Source organism: Flavobacterium sandaracinum (genome assembly GCF_004349135.1).
In the GTDB taxonomy this organism is placed as follows: Bacteria; Bacteroidota; Bacteroidia; order Flavobacteriales; family Flavobacteriaceae; genus Flavobacterium; species Flavobacterium sandaracinum.
In genome coordinates this window covers 144,074-168,039 of the sequence record NZ_SMFN01000007.1, presented here as the reverse complement: position 1 = coordinate 168,039, position 23,966 = coordinate 144,074, and the positions used below count along the sequence as shown (strand labels likewise).

Here is a 23,966-nt window from a genome sequence, read left to right as displayed (position 1 = left end):
TATGAAAAAAAACATGTGGATTAGTTAGCCAATTTAAATTGCTTATTGAAAAGTCTTTCCTGTAATAACCGTGGGGATTATCCTTTTATGACTGAATCAGCTTAAAAATGAGAAGAATTTTATATGCTAAAAATCATCTAGTACATTTTATCATCCTATCATTACCATAAATATCTTTTCGTAATTCGATATTTTTGAAATGCATTTGCTCCAGCAAATCAATCATTGCTACCCCTAAATATTGATTGATCTCAAAGTACAACAGTCCGCTTTCAGTGAGATTTTCTTGAGCTAATTCGGCTATTTTTTTGTAGAAAATCAACGCGTCATCATCCTCTACGAAAAGAGCCAAATGTGGTTCATTATCTAAAACATTTTTCTTGATTTCTTCTTTTTCCAAATTTCGAACATAAGGAGGATTTGAAACTATAATATCAAACTGTTCGTTGATTCCTTCAACTGCACTTAATGTAACCGCTTCTAGAATATTTTGATGAATGAAATTAACGTTTACTGCATTATTGTCGGCATTTTTTTTGGCTGTAGCCAAAGCCTTTTCAGAAACATCAATAGCAAAAACGGTAGCATTTGGAAGATTTTTTGCCAAGGAAATAGCAATACAGCCGCTTCCTGTACCGATATCCAATATTTTTAGAGTAGTAGATAGTTGTGTTTTTCGGTGATCCGATAGCATCCAATCAACCAACTCTTCTGTTTCTGGTCTTGGAATCAAAACGTGTTCATTGACACTAAAATCCAATCCATAAAAGCTCGTATTTCCTAACAAATATTGTATTGGGATTTCTTGTTTTAACGGTGCTAAAATCGCGTTCCATAAAGCAATTTCTGCAGCAGAAAAAACCAAATCAGGATGCAACGCCAAATCAATTCGTTTCAGTTGTTGTTTTTCCTCTAAGATTAAGTAGAAAAAACTCTCTGCTTCACCAGCATCATAAAGAGGGGTGAGTTCTTGAATAAAATGAGCTCTGTACTCTTTAATTTTCATGGTTTATAAGTATCAATTTAATTGTATAGCAGACAAAAAATAAGTTTAAAATGGATTGCTATTTAAAAATATAAGGAATAATGATTACTTGCTGTTTCTACTCTTTTATCTCTAGTGTTAAAAGAATGAAGTAATAATCATTATTCTAAATTTTTCAACATCCAAATGGGACAACTCACATGTCCTGTACTACCCATTGGGGCCGAAATATATTCAAAACCAACTTTTTTATATAATTTTTGTGCGTCAAGCATAAAGGGCATTGTTTCTAAATAGCAGCTCTCAAAACTAAAATTCCTTGCGCTTTGTAAACACACCGCCATCATTTCGGCACCAATTCCCAAACCGCGTGTTTCCGGCAGAAAATACATTTTTTGCAACTCACAAATAGTTTCCGCTTCGTTTTCTAGTGGCGCAATTCCAGCAGAACCAATAATTCTTCCGTTGTTTTCAACCACATAATACACAGATCTTGGTTTGCTGTACTCTTCAAACATAAAATCCAAATAAGGATCTTCATAAGCCGTCCCTACTTTTGGAATATTCAATTCATCAAAAACCGCTCGTATCAATGCTGCAACTTCTTGATTATCCTCTCTATTTATTTTTCTGATACTGTAATTTTCCATTTTTTAAAAATCTAATTATACCTGCAAAAATAGAAATTGTTTATTATTATTCTCCAAAGTTTTGAAACAAAATCATAAACTCAAAAATTACTACTTTTGTATTGTGAAAATACAAGAAATATATATAAAGAGGTGCATCGAATTAGCTGAAAATGGTTTAGGAACTACATATCCAAACCCTATGGTAGGTTGTGTAATTGTTTATGATGGAAAGATAATCGGTGAAGGTTGGCATAGAAAAGCGGGTGAACCACACGCAGAAGTAAATGCCATAAATTCAGTAAAAGATAAGACCTTATTGAAAAAAGCAACCATTTACGTAAGTTTAGAACCGTGCAGCCATTTTGGAAAAACACCACCGTGCTGCAATTTGATTATCGCTAATAAAATCCCAAAAGTGGTCATAGGAACTATAGATCCTAACGAAAAAGTGGCGGGTAAGGGAATCAAAAAACTAATCGAAGCCGGAATTCAAGTAACTGTTGGCGTACTAGAAGAGGCCTGTTTTGAATTGAACAAGCGCTTTTTTACTTTTCACAACAAGAAAAGACCGTACCTTATTTTAAAATGGGCAGAATCCAAAGATGGTTTTATCGCTCCAATGGAAAAATTAGAAAAAAAACCCGTTTGGATTACCAATGGATTTTCCAGACAACTAGTTCACAAATGGCGCACTGAGGAGCAGGGAATTCTGGTAGGAACACAAACTGTTATTGACGACAATCCTAAACTTGACGCACGAGACTGGCGGGGAAATAATCCTGTCCGAATAGTTTTAGACCAAAATAATCGCATTCCAGAAGATAGCCAAATTCTTGACAATCAAGTTAAAACTATCCTTTTTTCTAAATTTAAAACCGCTGCTGAAAAAGAAAATACTATCTTTGAAATAATTGATTTTGAACAAAACGTAGTTCAGCAAGTAGTTCAATCGCTGTACGAACATCAAATTCAGTCCGTTATTATTGAAGGCGGAAGGCAAACTTTGCAATCTTTTATAGACGCCAATCTATGGGATGAAGCACGAATATTCGTTGGAAACATCCCATTCAATTCCGGAATCAAAGCGCCTATTCTCGGTAAAAAACAGTTCGAAAAATCTTTGATTGGTACTGACGAACTTCTAATTTCTAGAAACTATGATTAATACTATAATTTTTGATTTTGGTGATATTTTTATCAATTTAGACAAGCAAGCTTCTGTTACTGCTTTTAAAAACTTAGGCTTAACAGAGTGGAATGATGATCTAGAACAGTTGAACCTGCAGTTTGAAACTGGAAAAATATCTCGTGAAGATTTTCTGCTTGGCATTCAAAAACACATCCCAACGGCTAGTATCAAGCAAATTACAACGGCTTGGAACGCCATCCTTCTTGACTTTCCTTTATATCGATTAGAATTTTTACAAATGCTTTCCCAAAAATACCGCTTGTTTCTATTGTCGAACACCGACGCCATCCATATTGAAAATTTTGAGCAAACAAACGGAATTTCTTTTTACAGGGATTTTTATCAATGTTTTGAAAAAGTATATTTTTCGTTTGAACTTGGCACAAGAAAACCCAATCCTGAAACTTTTAATCACCTGATAAACAATCATGAATTGGCTCCCAAAAGAACCCTATTTGTAGATGACAAAAAAGAAAACACTGATGTTGCGCTGGCTTTAGGATTTGAAGTTTGGAATTTACAAGTCGGAAAAGAAGACGTCATCCATTTATTAGACAAAAAATTAATTTGAAAAAAGGCTTCAAAAGCAAATCGAGTTTAAAAATTCATTCCCTTTTTAATTCCTATTGAAAGATACATACAACACCATTGAATTACCCGTAGAAGGAATTCTTCACAAAGATAAAAATAGTAAGTTTTTTGGTTACGCATTCCCAATGCAAGAAGAGGATCAGCTAAAACCAATCCTAGACCATTTACGAAAACAACATCCGCATGCTGGTCATTTTTGTTATGCCTATCAAATGGGTACTGATGCGCTTACTTATAGAGCAAACGATGATGGAGAACCTAGTAACAGCGCTGGCATGCCCATCTATGGCCAAATTCAATCTTTTGCCATTACAAATGTATTGCTGGTAGTCGTTCGCGTTTTTGGAGGAGTAAAATTAGGTGTTGGAGGATTGATTACAGCCTACAAAACAACTGCACAACTCGTACTTGCCACCTGCGATATTGTCGAAAAAACCATTGATGTCCATTTTATAATCTCCTTTGATTACAAAAACATGAATAAAGTGATGCGGGTAATCAAGGAAAAGAAACTAGAAATTGTTTCTCAAGAAATGGAAATAAATGAAATCTCAACCCTTCCAATGGGGGTAATTGAGGTAAAAACACGAAAAAAAAATGCCGAAATGGTCTTCGACATTTTTCAAACGTTATTTGAAATAGACATAAAACGAGTCTAATTCTGATTTAAAACCGTACTTTTTTCAGTTTATTCCAAAGTTTTTAACAATTCCAAAATATAATCTGGAGGAGCAATTGGGCGACCCGTTTTTATTGACACAAAAACCAAAATAAACTGGGCAGTTGTTAATAACTCATTCGCTTCATTATAGATTGCGCAATCGAATTCTATCTTTACGGACGTCTGACTTTTGAAAACCGTGTGAACCGTAAGCAACTCATCATAACGCGCTGATTTTTTATAATTTATATTCATAGAAACAATAGGAAGGGCAATTCCCTTTTCTTCCATTATTTTATACGATATCCCTTTGTTTCTAAGCCATTCCACTCTTCCTATTTCAAAATAAGGTATGTAATTTCCGTGATATACAACGCCCATTTGGTCAGTTTCCGAGTAGCGTACTCTAACTTCTATTTGATGATCTTTCATTAATTTTATATTAAATATTTTAATTTTAAACAGTGCCTTACAACAATAATTCGTGAAATTATTACCCTATATATTTTTTTTTACAGAAATTTGTTCACATATTTGTTACCCCGATAAATAATTACAAAACTCCTTTTTTTTAGTAAGATAACAATTACCAATTAAAAACAATTTAATAGAATATATGAACAAAACTGCTCAATCAGTATGGGAAAACTGTTTGTCTTTTATAAAAGACAACATCCAAGACCAAGCTTACAAAACTTGGTTCGAACCAATCAAATCAGTTGAACTTACCGATAACGCATTATATATTCAAGTTCCTAGTAAATTTTTCTATGAATGGTTAGAGGAGCACTATGTGAAATTACTAAAAGTAGCCCTTACAAAAGAACTTGGAAAAAACGCTAAGTTACTCTATAAAATCAGAATGGAAAACACTTATGGCAATAAACAACCGTTTACAGAACAGTTGCCAAGTGCGAATAGAGTTCCTATGAAACCACAAGAAGTAGATGCTCCATTTAAAAACTTAAACCCCGAATTAAAAAATCCTTTTGTCATTCCAGGTATAAGAAATTTAAAAATTGAATCTCAACTAAATGCTAATTACAGTTTTGATAATTTTTTAGAGGGAGATTCTAATAGATTAGCACGATCCGCAGGTATGGCTGTAGCCAATAAACCAGGTGGAACTTCATTCAATCCGCTATTGATTTTTGGGGGAGTTGGTCTAGGAAAAACACATTTAGCACACGCTATTGGTGTGGAAATAAAAGATAAATATCCTGAAAAAACCGTTTTGTATATCTCAGCAGAGATTTTTACTCAGCAATACATAGATTCCGTTAAAAAAAACAATAGAAATGATTTCATCCATTTCTATCAGCTAATTGATGTTTTGATCATAGATGACGTACAATTTCTTTCTGGCAAATCAGGAACGCAAGATGTGTTTTTTCACATCTTCAATTACTTGCATCAGAATGGAAAACAAGTGATCTTAACTTCAGATAAAGCACCGGTTGACATGCAAGATATCGAACAACGTTTGTTATCTCGTTTCAAATGGGGATTGTCTGCTGAAATACACCAGCCCGATTATGAAACAAGAATTTCTATCTTGAAAAATATATTATATCGCGATGGTGTAGAAATTCCAGAAGAAATTGTAGAATACGTTGCCCGTAATATCAAATCGAACGTTAGAGAATTAGAAGGAGCAATTATTTCATTGATTGCACAATCCTCCTTTAACAAAAAGGAAGTTACTTTAGAACTTGCTAAAAGTGTCGTTGAAAAATTCGTTAAAAATGTAAAGCGAGAAATTTCTATTGATTACATTCAAAAAATTGTTTCTGATTATTTCCAATTGGATTTAGAAACCTTACAATCAAAAACGAGAAAAAGACATGTAGTGCAAGCCAGACAATTGGCTATGTTTTTTGCAAAGAAATTCACAAAAGCATCTTTGGCAAATATCGGCTCTCAAATTGGAGATCGTGATCACGCTACCGTGTTACATGCTTGCAAAACGGTTGACAATTTAGTGGCCACCGACAAACAATTCAAGAAATTTGTAGAAGATATCAACAAAAAATTAACGTTGTAAAAGCATTATGCCTGTAAAAATTTTAATGGTTTGCTTAGGAAACATCTGCCGTTCTCCGTTAGCTGAAGGAATATTGGCTTCAAAACTTCCAAAGGGAAAATTCACTGTTGATTCCGCAGGAACTGGTTCTTGGCACATTGGTCATGCACCTGACGAACGCTCTATTGCTGTTGCAAAAAAAAACAAAATTAGCATTTCACATCAAAAAGGAAGGCAATTCAGCACTACTGATTTTGATGCGTACGATTACATTTATGTGATGGACAATACTAATTACAGCGATGTACTAACTTTAGCCAAAACTGAACAACACAAAGAAAAAGTCGAGCTAATTTTAAATGAATTATTTCCAAAAGAAAATGTAGATGTTCCTGATCCTTATTTTGGTTTACCCAATGGATTCGAAATTGTTTACAACATGTTGGATGAAGTTTGCGATGTAATTGCCAAAAAACTATTAGCCAAACACCAATAATTTTTTTGTTCAAAAATTGTGGTTAGCACTTAGAATCTTATAATTCGCAATCAATCGCCAACAATAATAATCCCATCAACACCATAATAGGTCCATAAATAACACTCATGAAATCAAACACTGTTTTAGGAAAATTGTATTTAATACCTACAACCATGGGCGATTGTGATCCGATGGATGTTTTACCACAAACTATAAAAAGAAGTATTGATCTTATCGATTATTATATTGTTGAAAACGACAAAACAGCGCGTAAGTCCATCAAGGAAGTAAGTCCAGAGAAAAAACAAGCTGAGCTAAAGCTTTTTGTGTTGAACAAACATACCGAAATTAAAGAACATTTAGACTTTATAAAACCACTTTTGGAAGGACAAAACATGGGTTTAATGAGCGAAGCGGGATGTCCTGGAGTAGCTGATCCTGGTGCTGTAATTGTAAAATTAGCGCATGAAAAAGGAATTCAGGTTATTCCTTTGGTAGGTCCTTCTTCTATTCTTTTGGCAATGATGGCATCAGGAATGAACGGTCAAAGTTTCACCTTTCATGGTTATTTACCTATTGAAAAAGACGAAAAGAAAGCCAGTTTTAAAACGTTAGAAAGAGTCTCTTTTGAAAAAAATCAATCTCAGATTTTTATTGAAACACCATACCGTAATAATAAATTACTGGAAGATTTAGTCCAAACTTTACATCCTGAAACGCATTTATGTATCGCCACGGATATCACCTTGCCTACAGAATACATCAAAACAAAAAAAATTGCGGCTTGGAAAAAAGAAACTATCGATTTGCATAAACGTCCTACCATTTTTATCATACACAAAATGTAAATTCAAACTTTTCTTTAAAAATCCTAAAGGATGAAATTAACAGAAATCACAGAACATATACTTCATCCAAACGATATTAAGCTTCTAAATTATTCAACTCAAAAGAGTTGAATAAATATAAAAACAATACTTCTAATGATTAATTCTAAATATAAAAACCTATTTTTATGTTTAGAATTAATCATTTTTTTATGAGTAAACTACCAAATATCAGCACGAGTATTTTTACAGTTATGTCAAAAATGGCAGCTGAACATAATGCCATCAATCTTTCACAAGGTTTTCCAAACTTTCCTGTTGACGAAAGATTAACAGATATTGTTGCCAAACTAGCCAAAGAAAATGTGCATCAATACACACCAATGTCCGGCTATCCCCCGTTATTATCAAAAATAGCGGTATTAATTCAGAACTCTTATCAAAGAACAGTTCAGCCTGAAACGGAACTACTAGTTACCGCCGGAGCGACACAAGGAATTTTTACCACCATAACCGCTTTGGTAAAAAACAATGATGAAGTAATTATCTTAGATCCAAGTTATGATTGCTATGAAGCGCCCGTATTATTGTCCAACGCAACTCCGATTCGTGTGGCTCTAAACGATGACTACACCCCCAATTGGGAAATTATCGAGAAAGCGTGTACTACAAAAACAAAAATGATTATCATTAACAATCCGCACAATCCAACGGGGAAAATTTTAACGGAATCTGATTTTGAAGCCTTGGAAATGCTGCTCGAAAAATATCCTGATATCGTACTTCTTTCGGATGAAGTCTATGAATACATCACTTTCGAGGAAAAACATATTTCAGCTCATACTCGGGAGAAACTGTTGAATCGTTGTGTGATGGTTTCTTCTTTTGGAAAATCATTCCATGTTACGGGATGGAAAATTGGTTATTTAGTAGCACCTGATTATTTAATGAAAGAAATCAAAAAAGTCCATCAGTTTTTAGTTTTTAGCGTCAATAGTATTTGTCAAATGGCCATTAGTGCGTATTTGGACTTGGTTTCTACAGCTGCAATTGGAGAATTATATCAGGAAAAACGAGATTATTTTAGACAATTATTAAAAGACAGCCGTTTTGAACTGATGCCGTGTGAAGGAACTTATTTTCAAGTGGTTTCGTATGCAGCTATTTCAAATGAGAATGATGTTGCTTTTTGTAAACGACTTATTATAGAACATGGCGTTGCTGCAATTCCTATTTCTACTTTTTACGCTGATGGAAAAGATCTAAAATTAATTCGGTTTTGCTTTGCCAAAGACAATGCTACGCTGGAAGAAGCCGCTAGAAGATTATGCGTCATTTAAAAGTATTTGTTTTTATTATGCATGCATACTATTTTAATTTAATATATTTACCTTATAAAAACATCAAAACATGAGTTATACAGATAAAATGTTACGCGACGATGCACTAAAAGGCAAAGTGATTGTCGTAACCGGAGGCGGAAGCGGTTTAGGAAAAGCAATGACTAAATATTTCTTGGAATTGGGTGCGCAAGTGGCCATTACTTCCAGAGATTTAGAAAAACTAAAAAATACTGCTGCAGAACTAGAAACGGAAACCGGCGGAACATGCCTTCCTATTCAATGCGATGTACGTCATTATGAAGAAGTCGAAAATATGCTGAAAGAAGTGTTGAAAGCTTTTGGTAAAGTAGATGTTTTACTAAATAATGCTGCCGGAAATTTCATTTCACCAACCGAAAGATTGTCTGCAAATGCTTTTGACACTGTAATTGATATCGTTTTAAAAGGAACCAAAAACTGTACACTTGCTTTTGGAAAACATTGGATTGACACCAAACAAAAATCATCTACCATTTTGAATATTGTTACGACTTACGCTTGGACAGGTTCTGCTTACGTGGTGCCTAGCGCTACTGCAAAAGCGGGTGTTTTGGCTATGACACGAAGTCTTGCGGTAGAATGGGCAAAATACGGAATTCGGTCGAATGCAATTGCTCCGGGACCGTTCCCTACTAAAGGTGCGTGGGACCGATTGTTACCTGGAGATTTAGCCGAAAAATTTGACATGGCTAAAAAAGTGCCGTTAAAACGGGTGGGAGATCATCAGGAATTAGCCAATTTAGCAGCTTATTTAGTTTCCGATTTTTCAGCATACATCAACGGAGATGTAATTACAATTGATGGTGGTGAATGGCTGAAAGGCGCTGGACAGTTTAATTTACTTGAAGCAATTCCAGAGGAACTTTGGGATCAATTGGAAATGATGATCAAAGCAAAGAAGAATAAATAATAGTTTATAAAATAACAAAAAGAGAGTCATTCACATGGCTCTCTTTTTGTTTCTACTAATTTTTATTGTTTTCCAAGGCGAGTAGAATTTCACTTTTCAGCAAACCACTTCCTCCACCGTAATGCTGAACAATGCTAATATTTGGATATATATTTTTGAAAAAAGCACACAATTCAGTTTCGCTTTCTTCCTGAATTCCGGAACCCAACAATACAAGTGAAAAATCTTTTCTTAGAAAAACATCCTTCGCTTCCTCATCATTCATAACGCCTACTCCATTCCAATTCTCGTTTGCATTTATTAATCGGATGACGGTTTCTAGAATTTCAAGATGTCTTCCTATGTATAAAATATGTATGGTTTCCATCATTCTATTTTTTAAAACAGAAATCTCAAAGAAAATAATCCTTTGAGATTTCTGTTTATTTACTTTACAATTATTGTTGCAAAAATTGCAATTCGATGTTCAAACGAACTTCTTCACTTACTAAAACACCGCCTGTTTCAAGAGCCGAATTCCAATTTAATCCCCAATCTTTTCTATTGATTTTTCCTTCTAATGCAAGCGCCATTTTGGTATTTCCCCATGGATCTTTCATTAATCCTCCATAATCCGCAGCTAATTTCACTGATTTAGTAACACCGTGTAATGTTAAGTCGCCAATCAATTCATATTCGCCTTCATTAATTTTGGTAAAAGAAGTTGCGCTAAATTTAATTTCTGGAAACTGAGCAGCATCAAAAAAGTCAGCACTCAATAAATGCGTATCTCTATCAGCGTTTCCTGTTGTCACAGAATCAATTGCTCCGGTGAATTCAATTTTCGCGTTTTCTAAATTGTTGTCTTCGGCTTCGATGTTCGCATCAAATTTTGAAAATTTACCTGAAACATTCGTGAACATCATGTGTTTCACTTTAAAACCAATTTCTGAGTGTGTTGGGTCAATTACCCATTTTGTTGTTGACATAGTATTATTTTATTTAAATTATTATTAATTAGATATTTATTAAATTACAATTCCATCGGAACTTCCATCAGTAAGATTTCGGCATTAGCTGAATTAGCAGTAATTTTAATTGTATTCCTATCCCAAATCCCTAATCCGTCCCGTTCATTTAAAGCGTTATTTCCTATCGTGAAATCTCCTTTTAAAACAAAAGCATAAATTCCATTTCCCGGTTTTTTTAATTCATACGAAGTAGAAAAATCGTTATCAAACTTCCCAATATGAAACCAAGCATCTTGATGAATCCAGACGCCGTCATCTTCTGGATTTGGTGATAAAATTTGCTGTAGTTTATTGTGACGATCGTTTAAATCTAAAGTAATTTGGTCATAACGTGGCGTTACATTTTTTTTATTTGGATAAATCCAAATCTGTAAAAATTTAACCAATTGGTCTTTGTTTTTATTGTATTCGCTATGAAAAATTCCGGTACCAGCGCTCATCGCTTGAATATCACCTTCCTTGATTACGGTAGTATTTCCCATACTGTCTTGGTGTTCTAAATCACCTTCGAGCGGAATAGAAATAATTTCCATATTATCATGTGGATGTTTTCCAAAACCCATTCCTTGGCTAACTCTATCGTCATTAAGAACGCGCAACACACCAAAATTCATTCGTTCTCGATTTTGATAATTCGCAAAACTAAACGTGTGATGGGACTCTAACCAACCATGATTCGCATGACCGCGAGTATTCGCTTTGTGCAAAACAGAATTCGTAATTGTATTGTCTATAATTTTATCTGTATTTTCCATTGTCTTGATCTTTAATAGTATGGTGCAAAGTTGCGTCGAAAAAAGAGCGCATGCATTGAACTAGGACAAGAAATAAAAAAAGAGAATTTAAAGTTTAGCGATTTTAGTTCTTATTTTACTAAGAAACTCGGCTGAAATACCCAAATAAGACGCAATATAATGTTGGGCAACGCGCTGTGAAAGTGTAGGATAATGTTCAAGAAACTCTAAATATTTCTCGGTTGCCGTTTTAGAAATGGTATTAAATAAACGGTCTTGAGTAACCGCAAGACTCCTTTGCATTAGGATTCGGAACGCACGTTCAAATTGAGGTGCGTTACTAAACAATTCTTCTTTTGATTCAGGACTGAACATAAAAAATTCACAATCTTCCAATGTTTCGATAAAAACACGGCTTGGTTTGTCTTCGTAGATACTGAACGAGATATCGCTTACCCAAGCATTTTCGATAGCAAATTGAAGAATCACTTCAAAGCCATTGTCATCGATATAATATTTTCGGACACAGCCTTTGACAACAAAAGCTTCAAAGTTGCACCTATCACCTTCTTGCAGTAACATCGTTTTCTTTGGAACGGTTTTAAACTCCAATAAAGAATTGAAGATTTCTAATTCTTGCTGGTCAAAAGAGACGTAGCGGCTTATGTTTTTGTTGATTTGAGAATACAAAGTTTTAATTTTAGAAACTAAAGGTAAAAAATGTTTATTGAAAACCCGTAGCACATATATTAAATTAGCAATATTTCCTAAAAAAACAAAAACTGCTCCCGATTAAATTCCTATTTTTGTATCCATAAAAACACAACCAAACATTTATGCTCATTATAGGAATTGCAGGTGGTACAGGAAGCGGAAAAACAACCGTTGTACATCAGATTATGAACGAATTACCACAAACGGAAGTTGGTATTATTTCTCAGGACTCATATTACAAAGAAAATCACGGACTTTCATTTGATGAAAGAGCTTTAATTAATTTTGATCATCCGCGTGCTATTGATTTTGAGTTACTCGTTGCACATCTTAAAGAATTAAAAGAGGGAAACAACATTCACCAACCCGTTTATTCTTTTGCAACGCACAATAGAACTGATGATTCTGTTTTTACACATCCCAGAAAAGTGATGATAGTAGAAGGAATTTTAATTCTTGCAAATCCGGAGTTAAGAGAATTATTTGATGTGAAAATATACGTTCATGCCGATTCTGACGAACGATTAATCCGACGGATGAAACGCGATATTGTAGAGCGAGGCCGCGATATGCACGAAGTTATTAATAGGTATCAAACCACATTAAAACCAATGCACGAACAGTTCATTGAACCTACTAAAGCGTTTGCCGATATCATTATTCCAAACGACAAATACAATACTGTAGCCATTGATGTGGTACGTGCAGTAATAAATCAGAAAATTCTATAATTTAGTTGTAATTTTAGAGTAATAATTAGTAAGAGCTATTTCCCGTCTCGTCTTGATGATGAGATTGCAATCAATTAGTACGTGAGTCTTTCTTAGTCCTCATCACCTACTAAAAGGATTTCAACTTCAATCGGGGTTAAAAAAAATAAAATGACAAATCCGTATAAAGACAAGTCTTGGTTTAAATTTCTAAGTAACAAATATGTCTGGGTTTTGTTGTTTTTTTGTTCATGGATGATTTTTCTGGACAACTATTCGTATTTTGATCATCGTATTTTGGATCAACAAATTGAAGATTTAGAGGATAATGCGGCGTATTACAAAGAAGAAATAAAGAAAGATCAGAAGAACATTAAGCAATTAAAAAATTCAGAACAAATAGAAAAATACGCCCGCGAAAAATACTATATGAAAAAAGATAGTGAAGATATTTATATCATCGAATTCGAAGGTGACACGATTGAAAAAAACTAAAATAATTAAAACATTAATTATTCAAAACCATACTTAATCAACCAAAAAATGGCTGCAAACCTTTTCGATGCTTTTGATCCAATTTCCTCCAAACAATGGAAACAAAAAATCCAGTTTGAACTCAAAGGAGCGGATTATAATGAAACCTTAGTTTGGAATTCTCCCGAAGACATTCAGGTAAAACCCTTTTACCACAAAGATGAGTTTACTAAAGCTTTTCCTGTTTCCACTAAAGCGTCTGAATTTAAAATTTGTCAAAATATATTTGTCTATGATGTTCAAAAATCAATAGAGAGAGCGCTCGACACATTAAGTCGTGGTGCGGACAGCCTTCGGTTTACAATAGAAAACGAATCAATTGATATTACCAATCTTTTGGAGCAATTACCATTAGAAAAAGTAACCATTTATTTTAATCTTGGATTTATTTCAATCGATTTCGTCAAAAAAATTGACGCTTTCGCAAAGATAAATAATACTATTATTTTTTGCAATCTGGATCCAATTGGGCAATTAGCCAAAGATGGAAACTGGTTTACAACTAATGAAAAAAGTAATTTTGACACACTGAATTTACTTTCGGCAGCAACACCATCAGTGTCATTAATCAGCATCAATGCTGCTTTGTATCAAAATGCAGGTGCCAATATGGTGCAGCAAATTGCGTATAGTTTAGGACAGGCAAATGAATATTTCAATCGAATTGAAACCATAAATCAACCCATAGTTTTTGAAGTGGCCGTTGGAACAAATTACTTTTTTGAAATTGCAAAACTACGTGCGTTGCGCTTACTTTTTAATCTGATTGCCAAGGAATACAACCACAACTTAGATTGTAACATCATCGTTTCGCCAACCAAACGAAACAAAACATTATACGATTATAACGTAAACATGTTGCGAACCACAACCGAATGTATGAGTGCCATCATAGGTGGAGCGGACGCTATTGCTAATTTACCTTATGATGCGTTGTACCACAAAGACAATGAATTTGGCGACCGAATCGCCAGAAATCAATTGTTGATTCTCAAAAACGAAAGTTATTTTGACAAAGTCAATAATCCGGCTGACGGGAGTTATTATATCGAAAATCTTACCAATCAATTAGCCGAAAAAGGATTGGCTTTGTTCAAAGATATAGAAGCAAATGGTGGTTTCTTGAAACAACTTAACGACGGAATCATCAAAAGGAAAATTCAGGAAAGTGCAGATGCAGCTCAGGAATTATTTGATTCTGGGAAAGAAATTCTATTAGGCACAAACAAACATCCTAATAAACAGGACAAAATGAAACATGATTTAGAGTTGTTTCCTTTTGTAAAAGTCAAACCAAGAAAAACTTTGATTACGCCCATAATCGAAAAACGTTTGGCAGAAAAAATAGAACAGGAAAGATTAGATCTTGAATAACATTTAAAAATTTCGGCTAATCAAAATTGAAAATTCATCAGCATTCATGTAATTTGGTACTAAACAAATGAAAAGAAAAGATTTACAACATATAAAATTAGAAAGTACACCGTTGAAAGTGGAGCATGAAAATTCTCTTACTGATGCATTTCTAACCGCAGAGGGAATCGAACTAAAACCAACGTATTCGAAACAAGATATTGATAACATCAAGCATCTTGATTTTGGAGCTGGTTTTGCACCAAATTTACGCGGACCTTACGCAACAATGTATGTCCGAAGACCATGGACCGTGCGCCAATATGCAGGATTTTCGACAGCTGAAGAAAGTAATGCTTTTTACAGAAGAAATTTAGCTGCAGGGCAAAAAGGACTTTCAATCGCTTTTGATTTACCTACACACCGTGGCTATGATTCCGATCATGAACGTGTGGTTGGTGATGTTGGAAAAGCAGGAGTCGCAATTGATTCCGTAGAAGATATGAAAGTATTATTCGACCAAATTCCGCTGGATGAAATGTCCGTTTCCATGACGATGAATGGCGCCGTTTTACCTATTATGGCTTTCTATATTGTCGCCGCCGAAGAACAAGGCGTAAAACCCGAGTTACTTTCCGGTACGATACAAAATGATATTTTGAAAGAGTTCATGGTGCGAAACACGTACATTTATCCGCCAACCCCTTCGATGAAAATCATTGCTGATATTTTTGAATTCACCAGCAAAAAAATGCCGAAATTCAACTCTATTTCAATTTCGGGATACCACATGCAAGAAGCAGGAGCCACTGCCGATATTGAATTAGCGTACACACTGGCCGATGGATTGGAATACATTAGAACAGGATTAGCGACAGGAATGAAAATTGATGAATTTGCTCCACGATTATCATTTTTCTGGGCGATTGGAATGAACCATTTTATGGAAATTGCAAAAATGCGTGCGGGAAGAATGATATGGGCGAAACTGGTCAAACAATTTGAACCAAAAGACGATAAATCATTAGCGTTGCGAACGCATTGTCAAACTTCGGGTTGGAGTTTAACAGAGCAAGATCCTTTTAATAATGTAGCTCGAACGTGCATTGAAGCAGCCGCAGCCGCTTTTGGAGGAACACAATCTTTGCATACCAATGCTTTGGACGAAGCAATTGCTTTACCAACAGATTTCTCAGCAAGGATTGCCAGAAACACACAGCTTTATTTACAGGAGGAAACTAAAATTACCAAAACCGTCGATCCTTGGGCAGGAAGTTATTATGTTGAAAGTTTGACGAATGAAATCGCCGAAAACGCTTGGAAACTTATCGAAGAGGTAGAAGAATTGGGCGGAATGACCAAAGCTATCGAATCTGGTATTCCTAAATTGAGAATTGAAGAAGCGGCGGCTAGAAAACAAGCAAGAATAGACAGTGGCCAAGATATTATTGTAGGTGTCAATCAATATCGATTAGAAAAAGAAGATCCTTTACAAATTTTGGATGTGGATAACCAAATGGTCCGCAAGCAACAACTGGAACAATTAGATCGAATCAAAGCCAGTAGAGATTCTGAAAAAGTTCAGGATTCACTGAAAAAATTAATCCTTTGTGCACAAACTGGTGAGGGGAATTTATTAGAAATCGCAGTTGAAGCTGCACGAAACCGAACAACTTTAGGAGAAATTAGTGATGCGTTGGAAACGGTTTTTGGAAGATACAAAGCACAAATTAAATCCTTTAGCGGTGTGTATAGCAAAGAAATAAAAGACGACAAAAGTTTTGAAAAAGCAAAACAATTGGCAAATGAATTCGCTAAAAAAGAAGGGCGTCGCCCAAGAATCATGATTGCCAAAATGGGACAAGATGGACACGATCGTGGCGCCAAAGTGGTCGCTACTGGTTATGCCGATGTAGGTTTTGATGTTGACATTGGCCCACTTTTTCAAACACCGGCTGAAGCTGCCAAACAAGCGGTAGAAAATGACGTTCATATTCTGGGTGTTTCCTCTCTAGCCGCAGGGCATAAAACTTTAGTTCCCCAAGTAATTGAAGAACTTAAAAAATATGATCGACAAGATATTATGGTAGTTGTTGGAGGTGTTATTCCTGCACAAGATTACCAATTTTTGTTCGATGCTGGCGCAGTAGCCGTTTTTGGACCAGGAACAAAAATTAGCGAAGCAGCTATAAAAATATTAGAGATTTTAATGGGTAGCTTCGAATAAATTTACGCAACTTACTGTATATCTTACTTTAAAAACACCAATCGAAAGCTTGGTGTTTTTTTGTTTTCAATTAAAACTAAATAACCTATAAATCCTGTTAAAAAAAATTTGATTTCATTGATTTTATTAACATTAATTATAGTAAAAATTAACGCTAAACCCTGAATTAAAAAACTAAATTTACATGTTAATATTATTTTTTTTAAAAAAAATATATTTTAAAATACTGATATTTAGATAATTAAGTGAATTTAAAAAGGGGAAGTAAAATGTAAGCCTTAGAATCTTTTAGTACATTGTAAAAACAAAAATAATTGATTAATTTAAAAACTTAAATATTATGAAAGCACTTATTATTATACTTTTTTTAAGCGTTACACTAGCAGTAAATGCTCAAGTGACGGATAAAGGAAAAATCAAAATAGAAGAATTACCCGGAGTGATAATTAAGAGAGTAGGAACTGATTTTTCAGTTTATATCCCTGATAATAATCCTGACCAAAGAGTCAAAATGGTAGAAGAAAAATTCATCGCTTATGATTTAGGAAAAGATGCCGAAGGATACGAAGAGTATCTCGTGGTTATGGAGGTAAAAAATGGATCGTTAACCGCTACCTACAACGAACAAGGAAAATTGGTACGTGTTGTAGAACAATTCAAAAATGTAGTCCTTCCTAGCGAAGTAATCTACTCCATTTACAGAACATATCCGGGCTGGTCTATAGTAAATGATAGTTTTGTTTACACACAAGAGGATGGAGACATCATCAAAAAACAATATAACGTAAAAATAAAAAAAGATAAGGAAACCATTAAATTATTGGTTCGCCCTAATGGAGAAATTCTTAAAGCAAAGTAATCTAATAATACAAAAAAAATAGGCTGTCAATCCTTGCGTGACAGCCTATTTTTTTTATCCAATAATGTATTATCTGATTTTGGCTTTCGCATTGCTGTCTGCAACAATAAACGAAGTATCATAACCTCCAAACATTTTCATGTAACTACGTACGGAACTTCCATAAGCATCTCTAAAATTTCGTTTGCCTTTGTATCTAAAGTATTTTTTTACAGATCCCGCACCTCCAAGGTGAGCAGCTGCCAATATCCCAGATTCTGTAACACGGATGCCATTCAAAATCGTACCCTCGTATTTTTCAATTTCTTTTTTTAATTCCCATTTATTCTGTGCCAAAAGTGCTAAAAACGCCTTTTCTTGCAGTTCAGGGCTATTCAAAAAAGCAGACCGATTGTATATCCCCACTGATTTTAAGGTTTCAATACCAAATTGGTATTTACCCATATATCCTAAAGAATTAATTTTTTTGTATTTGCTTTCTGATTCTCGATGGCCTAACGCTTCTCTGAAACCAATGAAAAAATTTCCGGTAAAAGGGATGTTTAAATTCGTGTATTCTTCTTGTTCTTGAGATGGATATAAGTAGTGTGTACCATCTTCTTCATTGATAAGAAACCAAGGGTTGGTTTCCAAATTAAAAGGTCTAAAACCTGAGCTCAAAAAAACTGTAATCACAGTCAAACTTGCATAAAAATACCATTTCTTTATCATAAATTGTTTTTCTTCAAACGCTGTCCCGTTATGAAATTTCTACGCGCAAAGATACAATAAAAATAATTATACTGATAATCAGTTAGTTAAACTTTTCTAAAAATAGATGAAGTGGTATTTTACCTCGTTGAAACGCCTCAATTCGATGGTTGGTGCGGGAATTTTAATAGTATTAAAAACAGAAAAAACGGTCTTTAAAAAATGAGAATTAGTTTTAATTTTTGTTAAATCGACATCCAAACTCAGATAAAATTGTCTAAACCGTTGTGTATTTGAAGCTGAAAAAGTGGTTCTATTTTCGTTTCTTCCAGTGATCATTCCTTCGGCTCCATATCCCAATGCAACATTCAGCCATTTTGGTATTTTAGAACCTTTAGCAAAAGAATGTAAATTGACCGAAAGCCAATACGTTTGACCGTTGTAATCTTTTAAAATTTGCTCAGAGAAGGAACCGCCTAATACTTCCGGTCTTTCACTTGCATATTTCGTAGTATGAAAAGAGAATTTCGGGGTAATGCGTTGTTCCTTCCAGATTAATTCTTGGGAAATGTATAAAGCGGTTCCAGCTGCGTTAGCAATTATATCGCCAGAGGAAGCACCCCATTCAGAGGAATATCCGTCTAAAACCTCAACGGCGGTTAAAAATGCAAAACCGAGTCCAGCACCGTAAATCAATTGATTTTTTTTAGTAGCTCCACTCCAATGTAACATTTCAGCACCAAACCGACCCAAATGATACGACGAAAACACATGACCGGCTTTATCCATCTGAAGCCAATCAGCATTGTCATTTATAAAATGAAAATTAGATTTAGGATACTCGGCGTACCAAAGTTGGTTTAAGCCTATTAAAGTTCCCGTGGCCAAAACTGCTTCCGAAATAATAACGGAATTTTGTCTTTTCGCATTTAAAGAATCGGAGGGTTTAAAAAAACTTTCCTCCTGATTTTGTGAGAAACCAACTTGGAACCCAATAAACAAGAAAAATAAAAGGAATACTTTAAATTTCAAAATTATCTTTTCACTCCTTGACTGTTGATCCAATCCGAATATTTTTTGGCATTTTTATTGTGTTCTTCTAAAGTGGCGGCAAATTCATGGTATCCGAAACGCTCTACGCTGGCACAGAAATAAATAAAGTTGTTTTTTTCAGGGTCCAAAACAGCTTCTAACGCAGTGATGTCAGGCATAGCAATAGGTCCAGGAGGCAGACCAACATTCATATAGGTATTATAAGGATGCGCCATCGTCAAATCATTATAAAAAACTCTCTTAATAACCTGATTAAAATCATTCGATTTCTTTTTCATTGCAAATATTACGGTTGGGTCGGCTTGCAACGGCATTCCAGCTCTTAAACGGTTCAAATACACACCTGCAATTCTAGGTCTTTCATCTTTTTTAACAGATTCTTTATGCACTATTGAAGCCAAAATAGTTGCTTCAATTGGCGTCAACCCTTGTTTTTGCGCCTTGGCAACTCTTTCTTTATTCCAAAAATTACGGTATTCTTTGATCATCTTATCGCGGAACTTTTCAGCGGTAGTATTCCAATAAATCTCGTATGTATTTGGAATAAATAGTGCCAAAACGTTTTCTTCGTTGAATCCATTTTCTTTTAGAAAAATAGAATCTTTAAACGAATTCAATAACGCTACACTGTCGGCTTCGATTTGAGAACCTACACGTCCCGCTAAATTTTCTACTCGTTCTTGATTGTTGAAAGCTAACTTTACAGCCGAATTAAGTCGCAAGGTTTTCACCAATTCATAACTGTTCATTCCTTTTGTCACTAAAAAACGTCCCGGAATTACATTATCAGAATAGCCTCTTTTACTGGCAACCATATCAAATCGCTCCATGTTTTCGACATAAGGTGCCATTATTTTTTTGACATCATCATATTTTGAATCCGTTGGAATATAAACATAGACTTCGTTCTCCGAAAATTTTGTGTTGGAAGAAAAAATCTGACGTAAAATGACCAATCCGTATATCATTAATAGTGATATTAAAATTACGGAAACTATAGTGATGATTTTTTTTATGTTCATTTGTGGTATTTTTTTGTTGGAGTGTTAGTGTTTATAATCTGTACTTTCTGTTTAAAAGATTGGGAATTATAACTGAACGTTTTAAAATTTAGTATTAATCAATTGAAATATAGCTTCATCTTTGTATTTTCCGTTTACAAAAGTCCAGTCTTTCTTTACACCTATCCTTTCGAATCCAAATTTAGTAAAAAGAGCTTTACTTGCTTCATTTTCGGTTCCTATATTTGCATATAATTGGTGTAAATTAAGATTATAAAAAGCATATTCAATTAATAATGCCAAAGCTTCGGAACCAATATTTTGTTTTCGGTTTTCGTTGTCTTGGATAACAATACCAACTCCTGCCCTGTTGTTCTTTGGATCAAAATCAAATAAATCAATCAAACCCAAAGCGGGGAAATCCTGATCCTGACAAATAGCCAATCGCAATTGCTTGGCTTCATAAATATCCTGATGAGCATTTTCTAAATATTGTTTGACTAAAAACCGGCTATAAGGCGTGTGTGTATTACTAACTTCCCAAATGCTCTGGTCGTTTTCTATAGCATACACAAACTCCAAATCATTGGGCTCTATTGCACGAATATAGATGTTGTCGCCTTTTAATGTTTTCATTTAATTGTTTCACAAAGTTACACAAAGGCATCACAGAGATACACCAAGTTTATTTTAACGCTTAATGCTACAAATAACAGCATTTTATTCAACAATGTTAAAACATATAAGTCATATAAGTTTTTAATTTGAATAAAATCAAGTAAAACCAATAGTTCATTTTAGCACGAACTTATAGACTTGCAAAGGACGTTTTAACTTACATTGCCTTTTAACCACTATTTGACAGACTAACTTACTTGACTTATATGTTTAAAATTATATGCTGTTTATTTTAGAGTATAGAGGATTTTAATTTTTATAAATTGTTTCGAAAATTAAATCTCAATACTCCCTTTAAATACAAATTCCGCCGGTCCTTTCAGGAAGACTTTGGAAAATTGCCCTTCTTTTTTTTCAAACGAAACTACTAATTTCCCACCTTCAACATTCAAATTTATTGAAGATGCCTCTGTTTTTCCTAGTACGTTCATCGCAATTGCAACTGCTGTAGCACCTGTTCCACAAGAAAGTGTTTCATCTTCTACGCCTCTTTCATACGTTCGTAACGAAAAAGTAGAATCGTCAATTTGTTTTACAAAATTGATATTACTTCCTGCTTTACCGTATAAATCTCCGTATCGAATAGCAGCTCCATTTTCCTTGATATTGTACTTTTCTAAATCATCAACCAATTGTACATGGTGTGGCGAACCCGTATTTAGAAACACATGATCTGGACTGACCTTTACCTCAGCAACATCAATCATTTGTAACGAAACCAATCCATCATCGCCAATTGTTGCATGATGCAAACCATCTGTGGCTATGAAAGTAGCATTATTCTCGATTACCTGCAGCTTTTTGGCGAAAGCCACTAAACAGCGTCCACCATTCCCGCACATGGAACTTTGGTTTCCATCTGAATTGTAATAGACCATTTTAAAATCGGTTTCAGAATCATTTTCTAACAAAATCAACCCATCGCCACCTATCCCGAAACGTCGGTCACATAAATGTGCTATTAGTTTTGTGTTCTCTTTTGGAAAAAACTCAGAACGATTATCAATCATTACAAAATCATTTCCTGTTCCTTGGTATTTATAAAATTCTAAGTGCATTTTAATTTGAATTGTGTCTCACAAAAGTACGAACTATTAATGAAATGTTAATCATTGTTAAAGAGCGTTAAACTGTATTTTAGGAATCAATTTTAATTCTATTTTTACAAGTAAATATCTTAATAAACGAATTTAATTATGAAAAATTTTTCAACACTTTTTTTAGTTTCCTTGTTGAGCGGAGTAGTAACACTAGGTTCCTACAAGTTATTATTTGACACCAATGGTTATTTTTCTAATGACAAAGATACTTTGGTAACGACAGCATCCAATTCTTACGGAAAGAAAGTAGGTTTATCATCGGATGTACTCGATTTTACTGAGGCTGCAGAAAAGACTATTCATACGGTTGTCCACGTTAAAAACGTTTCTCGAAGAACGATTACAAATCCCATTTTAGAATATTTTTATGGGTATAAAGGCGGGCAATCCCAGGAACAAGTAGGAACAGGTTCTGGTGTAATCATTTCTGAGGACGGTTATATTGTGACTAATAATCATGTGATCAAAGGTGCCTCTGAAATTGAAATTACCTTGAATAATAAAAAATCATATCAGGCAAAGCTCATTGGAACCGATTCTAAAATGGATATTGCTTTATTAAAAATTGATGCGAATGAGAAATTACCGTATACTGTTTTTGCTAATTCTGATTCGGTGAAAGTGGGCGAATGGGTTTTGGCGGTCGGAAATCCATATAATTTAACGTCCACGGTAACTGCTGGTATTGTTTCGGCGAAAGCCAGAGATTTGGACACCAGCGGTATCCAATCATTCATACAAACAGATGCCGCGGTAAATCCGGGGAACAGTGGTGGCGCCTTAGTGAATACGCGTGGCGAACTGATAGGAATCAACACGATGATTTCTTCGATGACTGGTTCTTATGTAGGTTATTCGTTTGCAGTTCCTTCGAATATTGCTCGAAAAATCATTGAAGATTTAATGGAGTTTGGAAATGTACAACGTGGAATTTTGGGTGTTGAAGGAGGCGAACTAAATGGAATTGCTTCTAAGGAGTTAGGAATTTCGCAAACACAGGGATTCTACATTAATAAAGTAACGCAAAATTCTGGTGCTCAAAAATCAGGACTTACTAAAGGGGATATCATTATTAAATTAGACGATCAAAACATTGCTACTTTTGCTGATCTCTCGGGATATATCAATACTAAAAGACCAAATGACAAAGTGCAGGTCTCTTTTATACGAGACGGAAAAACTAAAGTTGTTGCAGTTATCTTGAGTAAAAATGAATTTTTCAGCACCGAATTTAAAGGAATTGAATTAGAAAATATTGAAGCAGCAGATAAAAAGAAATTTAAAATTGATTATGGCGTAAAAATCAAATCGATCACCAGCGAAAGTTTAAAACAATACAAAGAGGAGTTGGTAGGAAATATTATCTTGAGTATTGACAATGTCAAAGCTACAGATGTAGAAACGGTGTCTAAACTTTTAAGTAAAAAAGAAGAAAGCCAAACCGTGCGTATTGAAATGATTACTAAAAGTGGAGAAGTAATGCGGGTGATTCTCTAATGCTTCCTTTTTTGATAAAACGAAAGCCATCTTGAAAAAAACAAGATGGCTTTTTTATTTGCAAATAAATAACAAAACACGTTACGAAATCGATTGAAATCGGTACTTTTGCGCAAATTTTAAAAAAT

26 protein-coding genes are annotated in these 23,966 nt (G+C 34.5%); 14 read left to right on the top strand and 12 right to left on the bottom strand.

Annotated elements, in window-relative coordinates; all coding sequences use genetic code 11:
- Positions 1–133 precede the first annotated feature (133 nt).
- Together prmC and E0F91_RS08095 are read right to left on the bottom strand one after the other, a co-directional pair.
- The gene (prmC, locus tag E0F91_RS08100; RefSeq protein WP_132065812.1) at positions 134–1,006 is read right to left on the bottom strand and encodes a peptide chain release factor N(5)-glutamine methyltransferase; all 873 of its coding nucleotides are present in this window, start codon (positions 1,004–1,006) and stop codon (positions 134–136) included.
- A 140-nt stretch (positions 1,007–1,146) separates the two neighbouring features.
- The gene (locus E0F91_RS08095) at positions 1,147–1,635 is read right to left on the bottom strand and encodes a GNAT family N-acetyltransferase (RefSeq protein ID WP_073353499.1); all 489 of its coding nucleotides are present in this window, start codon (positions 1,633–1,635) and stop codon (positions 1,147–1,149) included.
- 103 nt (positions 1,636–1,738) lie between these two features.
- Between E0F91_RS08095 and ribD the strand changes: the two genes are divergently transcribed.
- The 3 genes from ribD to E0F91_RS08080 are packed head-to-tail and all read left to right on the top strand — an operon-like array spanning position 1,739 to position 4,056.
- Complete coding sequence (gene ribD, locus E0F91_RS08090; RefSeq protein WP_132065811.1) at positions 1,739–2,782, top strand: bifunctional diaminohydroxyphosphoribosylaminopyrimidine deaminase/5-amino-6-(5-phosphoribosylamino)uracil reductase RibD; 1,044 nt, start codon at positions 1,739–1,741, stop codon at positions 2,780–2,782.
- Positions 2,775–3,377: an HAD family hydrolase gene (locus tag E0F91_RS08085; protein ID WP_132065809.1), complete on the top strand. Its 603-nt coding sequence runs from the start codon at positions 2,775–2,777 to the stop codon at positions 3,375–3,377. The genes ribD and E0F91_RS08085 overlap by 8 nt, the downstream gene beginning before the upstream one ends.
- A gap of 55 nt (positions 3,378–3,432) precedes the next feature.
- Positions 3,433–4,056: an IMPACT family protein gene (locus E0F91_RS08080; protein ID WP_132065807.1), complete on the top strand. Its 624-nt coding sequence runs from the start codon at positions 3,433–3,435 to the stop codon at positions 4,054–4,056.
- 29 nt (positions 4,057–4,085) lie between these two features.
- On the opposite strand, the gene E0F91_RS08075 is transcribed toward E0F91_RS08080, so the two are convergent.
- Complete coding sequence (locus E0F91_RS08075) at positions 4,086–4,490, bottom strand: acyl-CoA thioesterase (RefSeq protein WP_132065805.1); 405 nt, start codon at positions 4,488–4,490, stop codon at positions 4,086–4,088.
- Between the two features lie 184 nt (positions 4,491–4,674).
- On the opposite strand from E0F91_RS08075, the gene dnaA reads away from it, so the two are divergent.
- The 5 genes from dnaA (at position 4,675) to E0F91_RS08050 (ending at position 9,678) form a co-directional block, all read left to right on the top strand.
- Entirely contained in the window at positions 4,675–6,102 is a 1,428-nt protein-coding gene (gene dnaA, locus E0F91_RS08070; protein WP_073353506.1) for a chromosomal replication initiator protein DnaA, read from the top strand.
- Positions 6,103–6,109: 7 nt separating this feature from the next.
- Positions 6,110–6,577 (top strand): low molecular weight protein-tyrosine-phosphatase, encoded by a 468-nt coding sequence (locus E0F91_RS08065; protein ID WP_132065803.1) that lies wholly within the window; start codon positions 6,110–6,112, stop codon positions 6,575–6,577.
- A 107-nt stretch (positions 6,578–6,684) separates the two neighbouring features.
- Positions 6,685–7,407, top strand: a complete 723-nt coding sequence (locus E0F91_RS08060; RefSeq protein ID WP_073353511.1) for an SAM-dependent methyltransferase — start codon at positions 6,685–6,687, stop codon at positions 7,405–7,407.
- Between the two features lie 191 nt (positions 7,408–7,598).
- Positions 7,599–8,726 carry a methionine aminotransferase gene (locus E0F91_RS08055; RefSeq protein WP_132065801.1) on the top strand — a complete coding sequence of 376 codons (1,128 nt, stop codon included), beginning with the start codon at positions 7,599–7,601 and terminating at the stop codon, positions 8,724–8,726.
- Between the two features lie 70 nt (positions 8,727–8,796).
- A complete protein-coding gene (locus E0F91_RS08050; RefSeq protein WP_165930105.1) occupies positions 8,797–9,678 on the top strand; it encodes an SDR family oxidoreductase in 882 nt (293 codons plus the stop codon).
- A 55-nt stretch (positions 9,679–9,733) separates the two neighbouring features.
- On the opposite strand, the gene E0F91_RS08045 is transcribed toward E0F91_RS08050, so the two are convergent.
- The 4 genes from E0F91_RS08045 to E0F91_RS08030 form a co-directional block, all read right to left on the bottom strand.
- Entirely contained in the window at positions 9,734–10,048 is a 315-nt protein-coding gene (locus tag E0F91_RS08045; protein ID WP_132065799.1) for a response regulator, read from the bottom strand.
- A gap of 67 nt (positions 10,049–10,115) precedes the next feature.
- Positions 10,116–10,646 (bottom strand): YceI family protein, encoded by a 531-nt coding sequence (locus E0F91_RS08040; protein ID WP_132065797.1) that lies wholly within the window; start codon positions 10,644–10,646, stop codon positions 10,116–10,118.
- Between the two features lie 44 nt (positions 10,647–10,690).
- On the bottom strand, positions 10,691–11,443 hold the full coding sequence (locus E0F91_RS08035) for a pirin family protein (RefSeq protein ID WP_132065795.1): 753 nt from the start codon (positions 11,441–11,443) through the stop codon (positions 10,691–10,693).
- Between the two features lie 87 nt (positions 11,444–11,530).
- The gene (locus tag E0F91_RS08030) at positions 11,531–12,112 is read right to left on the bottom strand and encodes a Crp/Fnr family transcriptional regulator (protein WP_132065793.1); all 582 of its coding nucleotides are present in this window, start codon (positions 12,110–12,112) and stop codon (positions 11,531–11,533) included.
- A 146-nt stretch (positions 12,113–12,258) separates the two neighbouring features.
- On the opposite strand from E0F91_RS08030, the gene udk reads away from it, so the two are divergent.
- From udk to E0F91_RS08005, 5 genes are all read left to right on the top strand, one after another.
- Positions 12,259–12,867 carry a uridine kinase gene (gene udk / locus E0F91_RS08025; RefSeq protein WP_073353515.1) on the top strand — a complete coding sequence of 203 codons (609 nt, stop codon included), beginning with the start codon at positions 12,259–12,261 and terminating at the stop codon, positions 12,865–12,867.
- A 150-nt stretch (positions 12,868–13,017) separates the two neighbouring features.
- Positions 13,018–13,341: an FtsB family cell division protein gene (locus tag E0F91_RS08020; RefSeq protein ID WP_132065791.1), complete on the top strand. Its 324-nt coding sequence runs from the start codon at positions 13,018–13,020 to the stop codon at positions 13,339–13,341.
- Positions 13,342–13,389: 48 nt separating this feature from the next.
- A complete protein-coding gene (locus tag E0F91_RS08015; RefSeq protein WP_132065789.1) occupies positions 13,390–14,754 on the top strand; it encodes a methylmalonyl-CoA mutase subunit beta in 1,365 nt (454 codons plus the stop codon).
- Positions 14,755–14,821: 67 nt separating this feature from the next.
- On the top strand, positions 14,822–16,960 hold the full coding sequence (gene scpA / locus E0F91_RS08010) for a methylmalonyl-CoA mutase (protein WP_132065787.1): 2,139 nt from the start codon (positions 14,822–14,824) through the stop codon (positions 16,958–16,960).
- A 340-nt stretch (positions 16,961–17,300) separates the two neighbouring features.
- A complete protein-coding gene (locus E0F91_RS08005; protein ID WP_132065786.1) occupies positions 17,301–17,819 on the top strand; it encodes a hypothetical protein in 519 nt (172 codons plus the stop codon).
- A gap of 69 nt (positions 17,820–17,888) precedes the next feature.
- On the opposite strand, the gene E0F91_RS08000 is transcribed toward E0F91_RS08005, so the two are convergent.
- From E0F91_RS08000 to dapF, 5 genes are all read right to left on the bottom strand, one after another.
- On the bottom strand, positions 17,889–18,530 hold the full coding sequence (locus E0F91_RS08000) for a peptidoglycan-binding protein LysM (RefSeq protein ID WP_132065784.1): 642 nt from the start codon (positions 18,528–18,530) through the stop codon (positions 17,889–17,891).
- Positions 18,531–18,626: 96 nt separating this feature from the next.
- Positions 18,627–19,547, bottom strand: coding sequence for a DUF2279 domain-containing protein (locus E0F91_RS07995; RefSeq protein ID WP_424955341.1), 921 nt, complete (start codon positions 19,545–19,547; stop codon positions 18,627–18,629).
- Entirely contained in the window at positions 19,544–20,584 is a 1,041-nt protein-coding gene (mltG, locus tag E0F91_RS07990) for an endolytic transglycosylase MltG (protein ID WP_132065780.1), read from the bottom strand. Before mltG ends, E0F91_RS07995 begins: the two co-directional genes overlap by 4 nt.
- 81 nt (positions 20,585–20,665) lie before the next feature.
- On the bottom strand, positions 20,666–21,199 hold the full coding sequence (locus E0F91_RS07985; protein ID WP_132065777.1) for a GNAT family N-acetyltransferase: 534 nt from the start codon (positions 21,197–21,199) through the stop codon (positions 20,666–20,668).
- A gap of 317 nt (positions 21,200–21,516) precedes the next feature.
- Positions 21,517–22,299 carry a diaminopimelate epimerase gene (gene dapF / locus E0F91_RS07980; protein ID WP_132065775.1) on the bottom strand — a complete coding sequence of 261 codons (783 nt, stop codon included), beginning with the start codon at positions 22,297–22,299 and terminating at the stop codon, positions 21,517–21,519.
- A 138-nt stretch (positions 22,300–22,437) separates the two neighbouring features.
- Between dapF and E0F91_RS07975 the strand changes: the two genes are divergently transcribed.
- On the top strand, positions 22,438–23,838 hold the full coding sequence (locus tag E0F91_RS07975; RefSeq protein WP_132065774.1) for a trypsin-like peptidase domain-containing protein: 1,401 nt from the start codon (positions 22,438–22,440) through the stop codon (positions 23,836–23,838).
- Positions 23,839–23,966 lie beyond the last annotated feature (128 nt).

Excerpts from the sequence above, each read along its gene's own strand:
- prmC (WP_132065812.1), bottom strand. The coding sequence starts at position 1,006 with ATGAAAATTAAAGAGTACAGAGCTCATTTTATTCAAGAACTCACCCCT.
- E0F91_RS08095 (WP_073353499.1), bottom strand. The coding sequence starts at position 1,635 with ATGGAAAATTACAGTATCAGAAAAATAAATAGAGAGGATAATCAAGAA.
- E0F91_RS08085 (WP_132065809.1), top strand. The coding sequence starts at position 2,775 with ATGATTAATACTATAATTTTTGATTTTGGTGATATTTTTATCAATTTA.
- E0F91_RS08075 (WP_132065805.1), bottom strand. The coding sequence starts at position 4,490 with ATGAAAGATCATCAAATAGAAGTTAGAGTACGCTACTCGGAAACTGAC.
- dnaA (WP_073353506.1), top strand. The coding sequence starts at position 4,675 with ATGAACAAAACTGCTCAATCAGTATGGGAAAACTGTTTGTCTTTTATA.
- E0F91_RS08065 (WP_132065803.1), top strand. The coding sequence starts at position 6,110 with ATGCCTGTAAAAATTTTAATGGTTTGCTTAGGAAACATCTGCCGTTCT.
- E0F91_RS08060 (WP_073353511.1), top strand. The coding sequence starts at position 6,685 with ATGAAATCAAACACTGTTTTAGGAAAATTGTATTTAATACCTACAACC.
- E0F91_RS08055 (WP_132065801.1), top strand. The coding sequence starts at position 7,599 with ATGAGTAAACTACCAAATATCAGCACGAGTATTTTTACAGTTATGTCA.
- E0F91_RS08050 (WP_165930105.1), top strand. The coding sequence starts at position 8,797 with ATGAGTTATACAGATAAAATGTTACGCGACGATGCACTAAAAGGCAAA.
- E0F91_RS08045 (WP_132065799.1), bottom strand. The coding sequence starts at position 10,048 with ATGATGGAAACCATACATATTTTATACATAGGAAGACATCTTGAAATT.
- E0F91_RS08040 (WP_132065797.1), bottom strand. The coding sequence starts at position 10,646 with ATGTCAACAACAAAATGGGTAATTGACCCAACACACTCAGAAATTGGT.
- E0F91_RS08035 (WP_132065795.1), bottom strand. The coding sequence starts at position 11,443 with ATGGAAAATACAGATAAAATTATAGACAATACAATTACGAATTCTGTT.
- udk (WP_073353515.1), top strand. The coding sequence starts at position 12,259 with ATGCTCATTATAGGAATTGCAGGTGGTACAGGAAGCGGAAAAACAACC.
- E0F91_RS08020 (WP_132065791.1), top strand. The coding sequence starts at position 13,018 with ATGACAAATCCGTATAAAGACAAGTCTTGGTTTAAATTTCTAAGTAAC.
- E0F91_RS08015 (WP_132065789.1), top strand. The coding sequence starts at position 13,390 with ATGGCTGCAAACCTTTTCGATGCTTTTGATCCAATTTCCTCCAAACAA.
- scpA (WP_132065787.1), top strand. The coding sequence starts at position 14,822 with ATGAAAAGAAAAGATTTACAACATATAAAATTAGAAAGTACACCGTTG.
- E0F91_RS08005 (WP_132065786.1), top strand. The coding sequence starts at position 17,301 with ATGAAAGCACTTATTATTATACTTTTTTTAAGCGTTACACTAGCAGTA.
- E0F91_RS08000 (WP_132065784.1), bottom strand. The coding sequence starts at position 18,530 with ATGATAAAGAAATGGTATTTTTATGCAAGTTTGACTGTGATTACAGTT.
- mltG (WP_132065780.1), bottom strand. The coding sequence starts at position 20,584 with ATGAACATAAAAAAAATCATCACTATAGTTTCCGTAATTTTAATATCA.
- E0F91_RS07985 (WP_132065777.1), bottom strand. The coding sequence starts at position 21,199 with ATGAAAACATTAAAAGGCGACAACATCTATATTCGTGCAATAGAGCCC.
- dapF (WP_132065775.1), bottom strand. The coding sequence starts at position 22,299 with ATGCACTTAGAATTTTATAAATACCAAGGAACAGGAAATGATTTTGTA.
- E0F91_RS07975 (WP_132065774.1), top strand. The coding sequence starts at position 22,438 with ATGAAAAATTTTTCAACACTTTTTTTAGTTTCCTTGTTGAGCGGAGTA.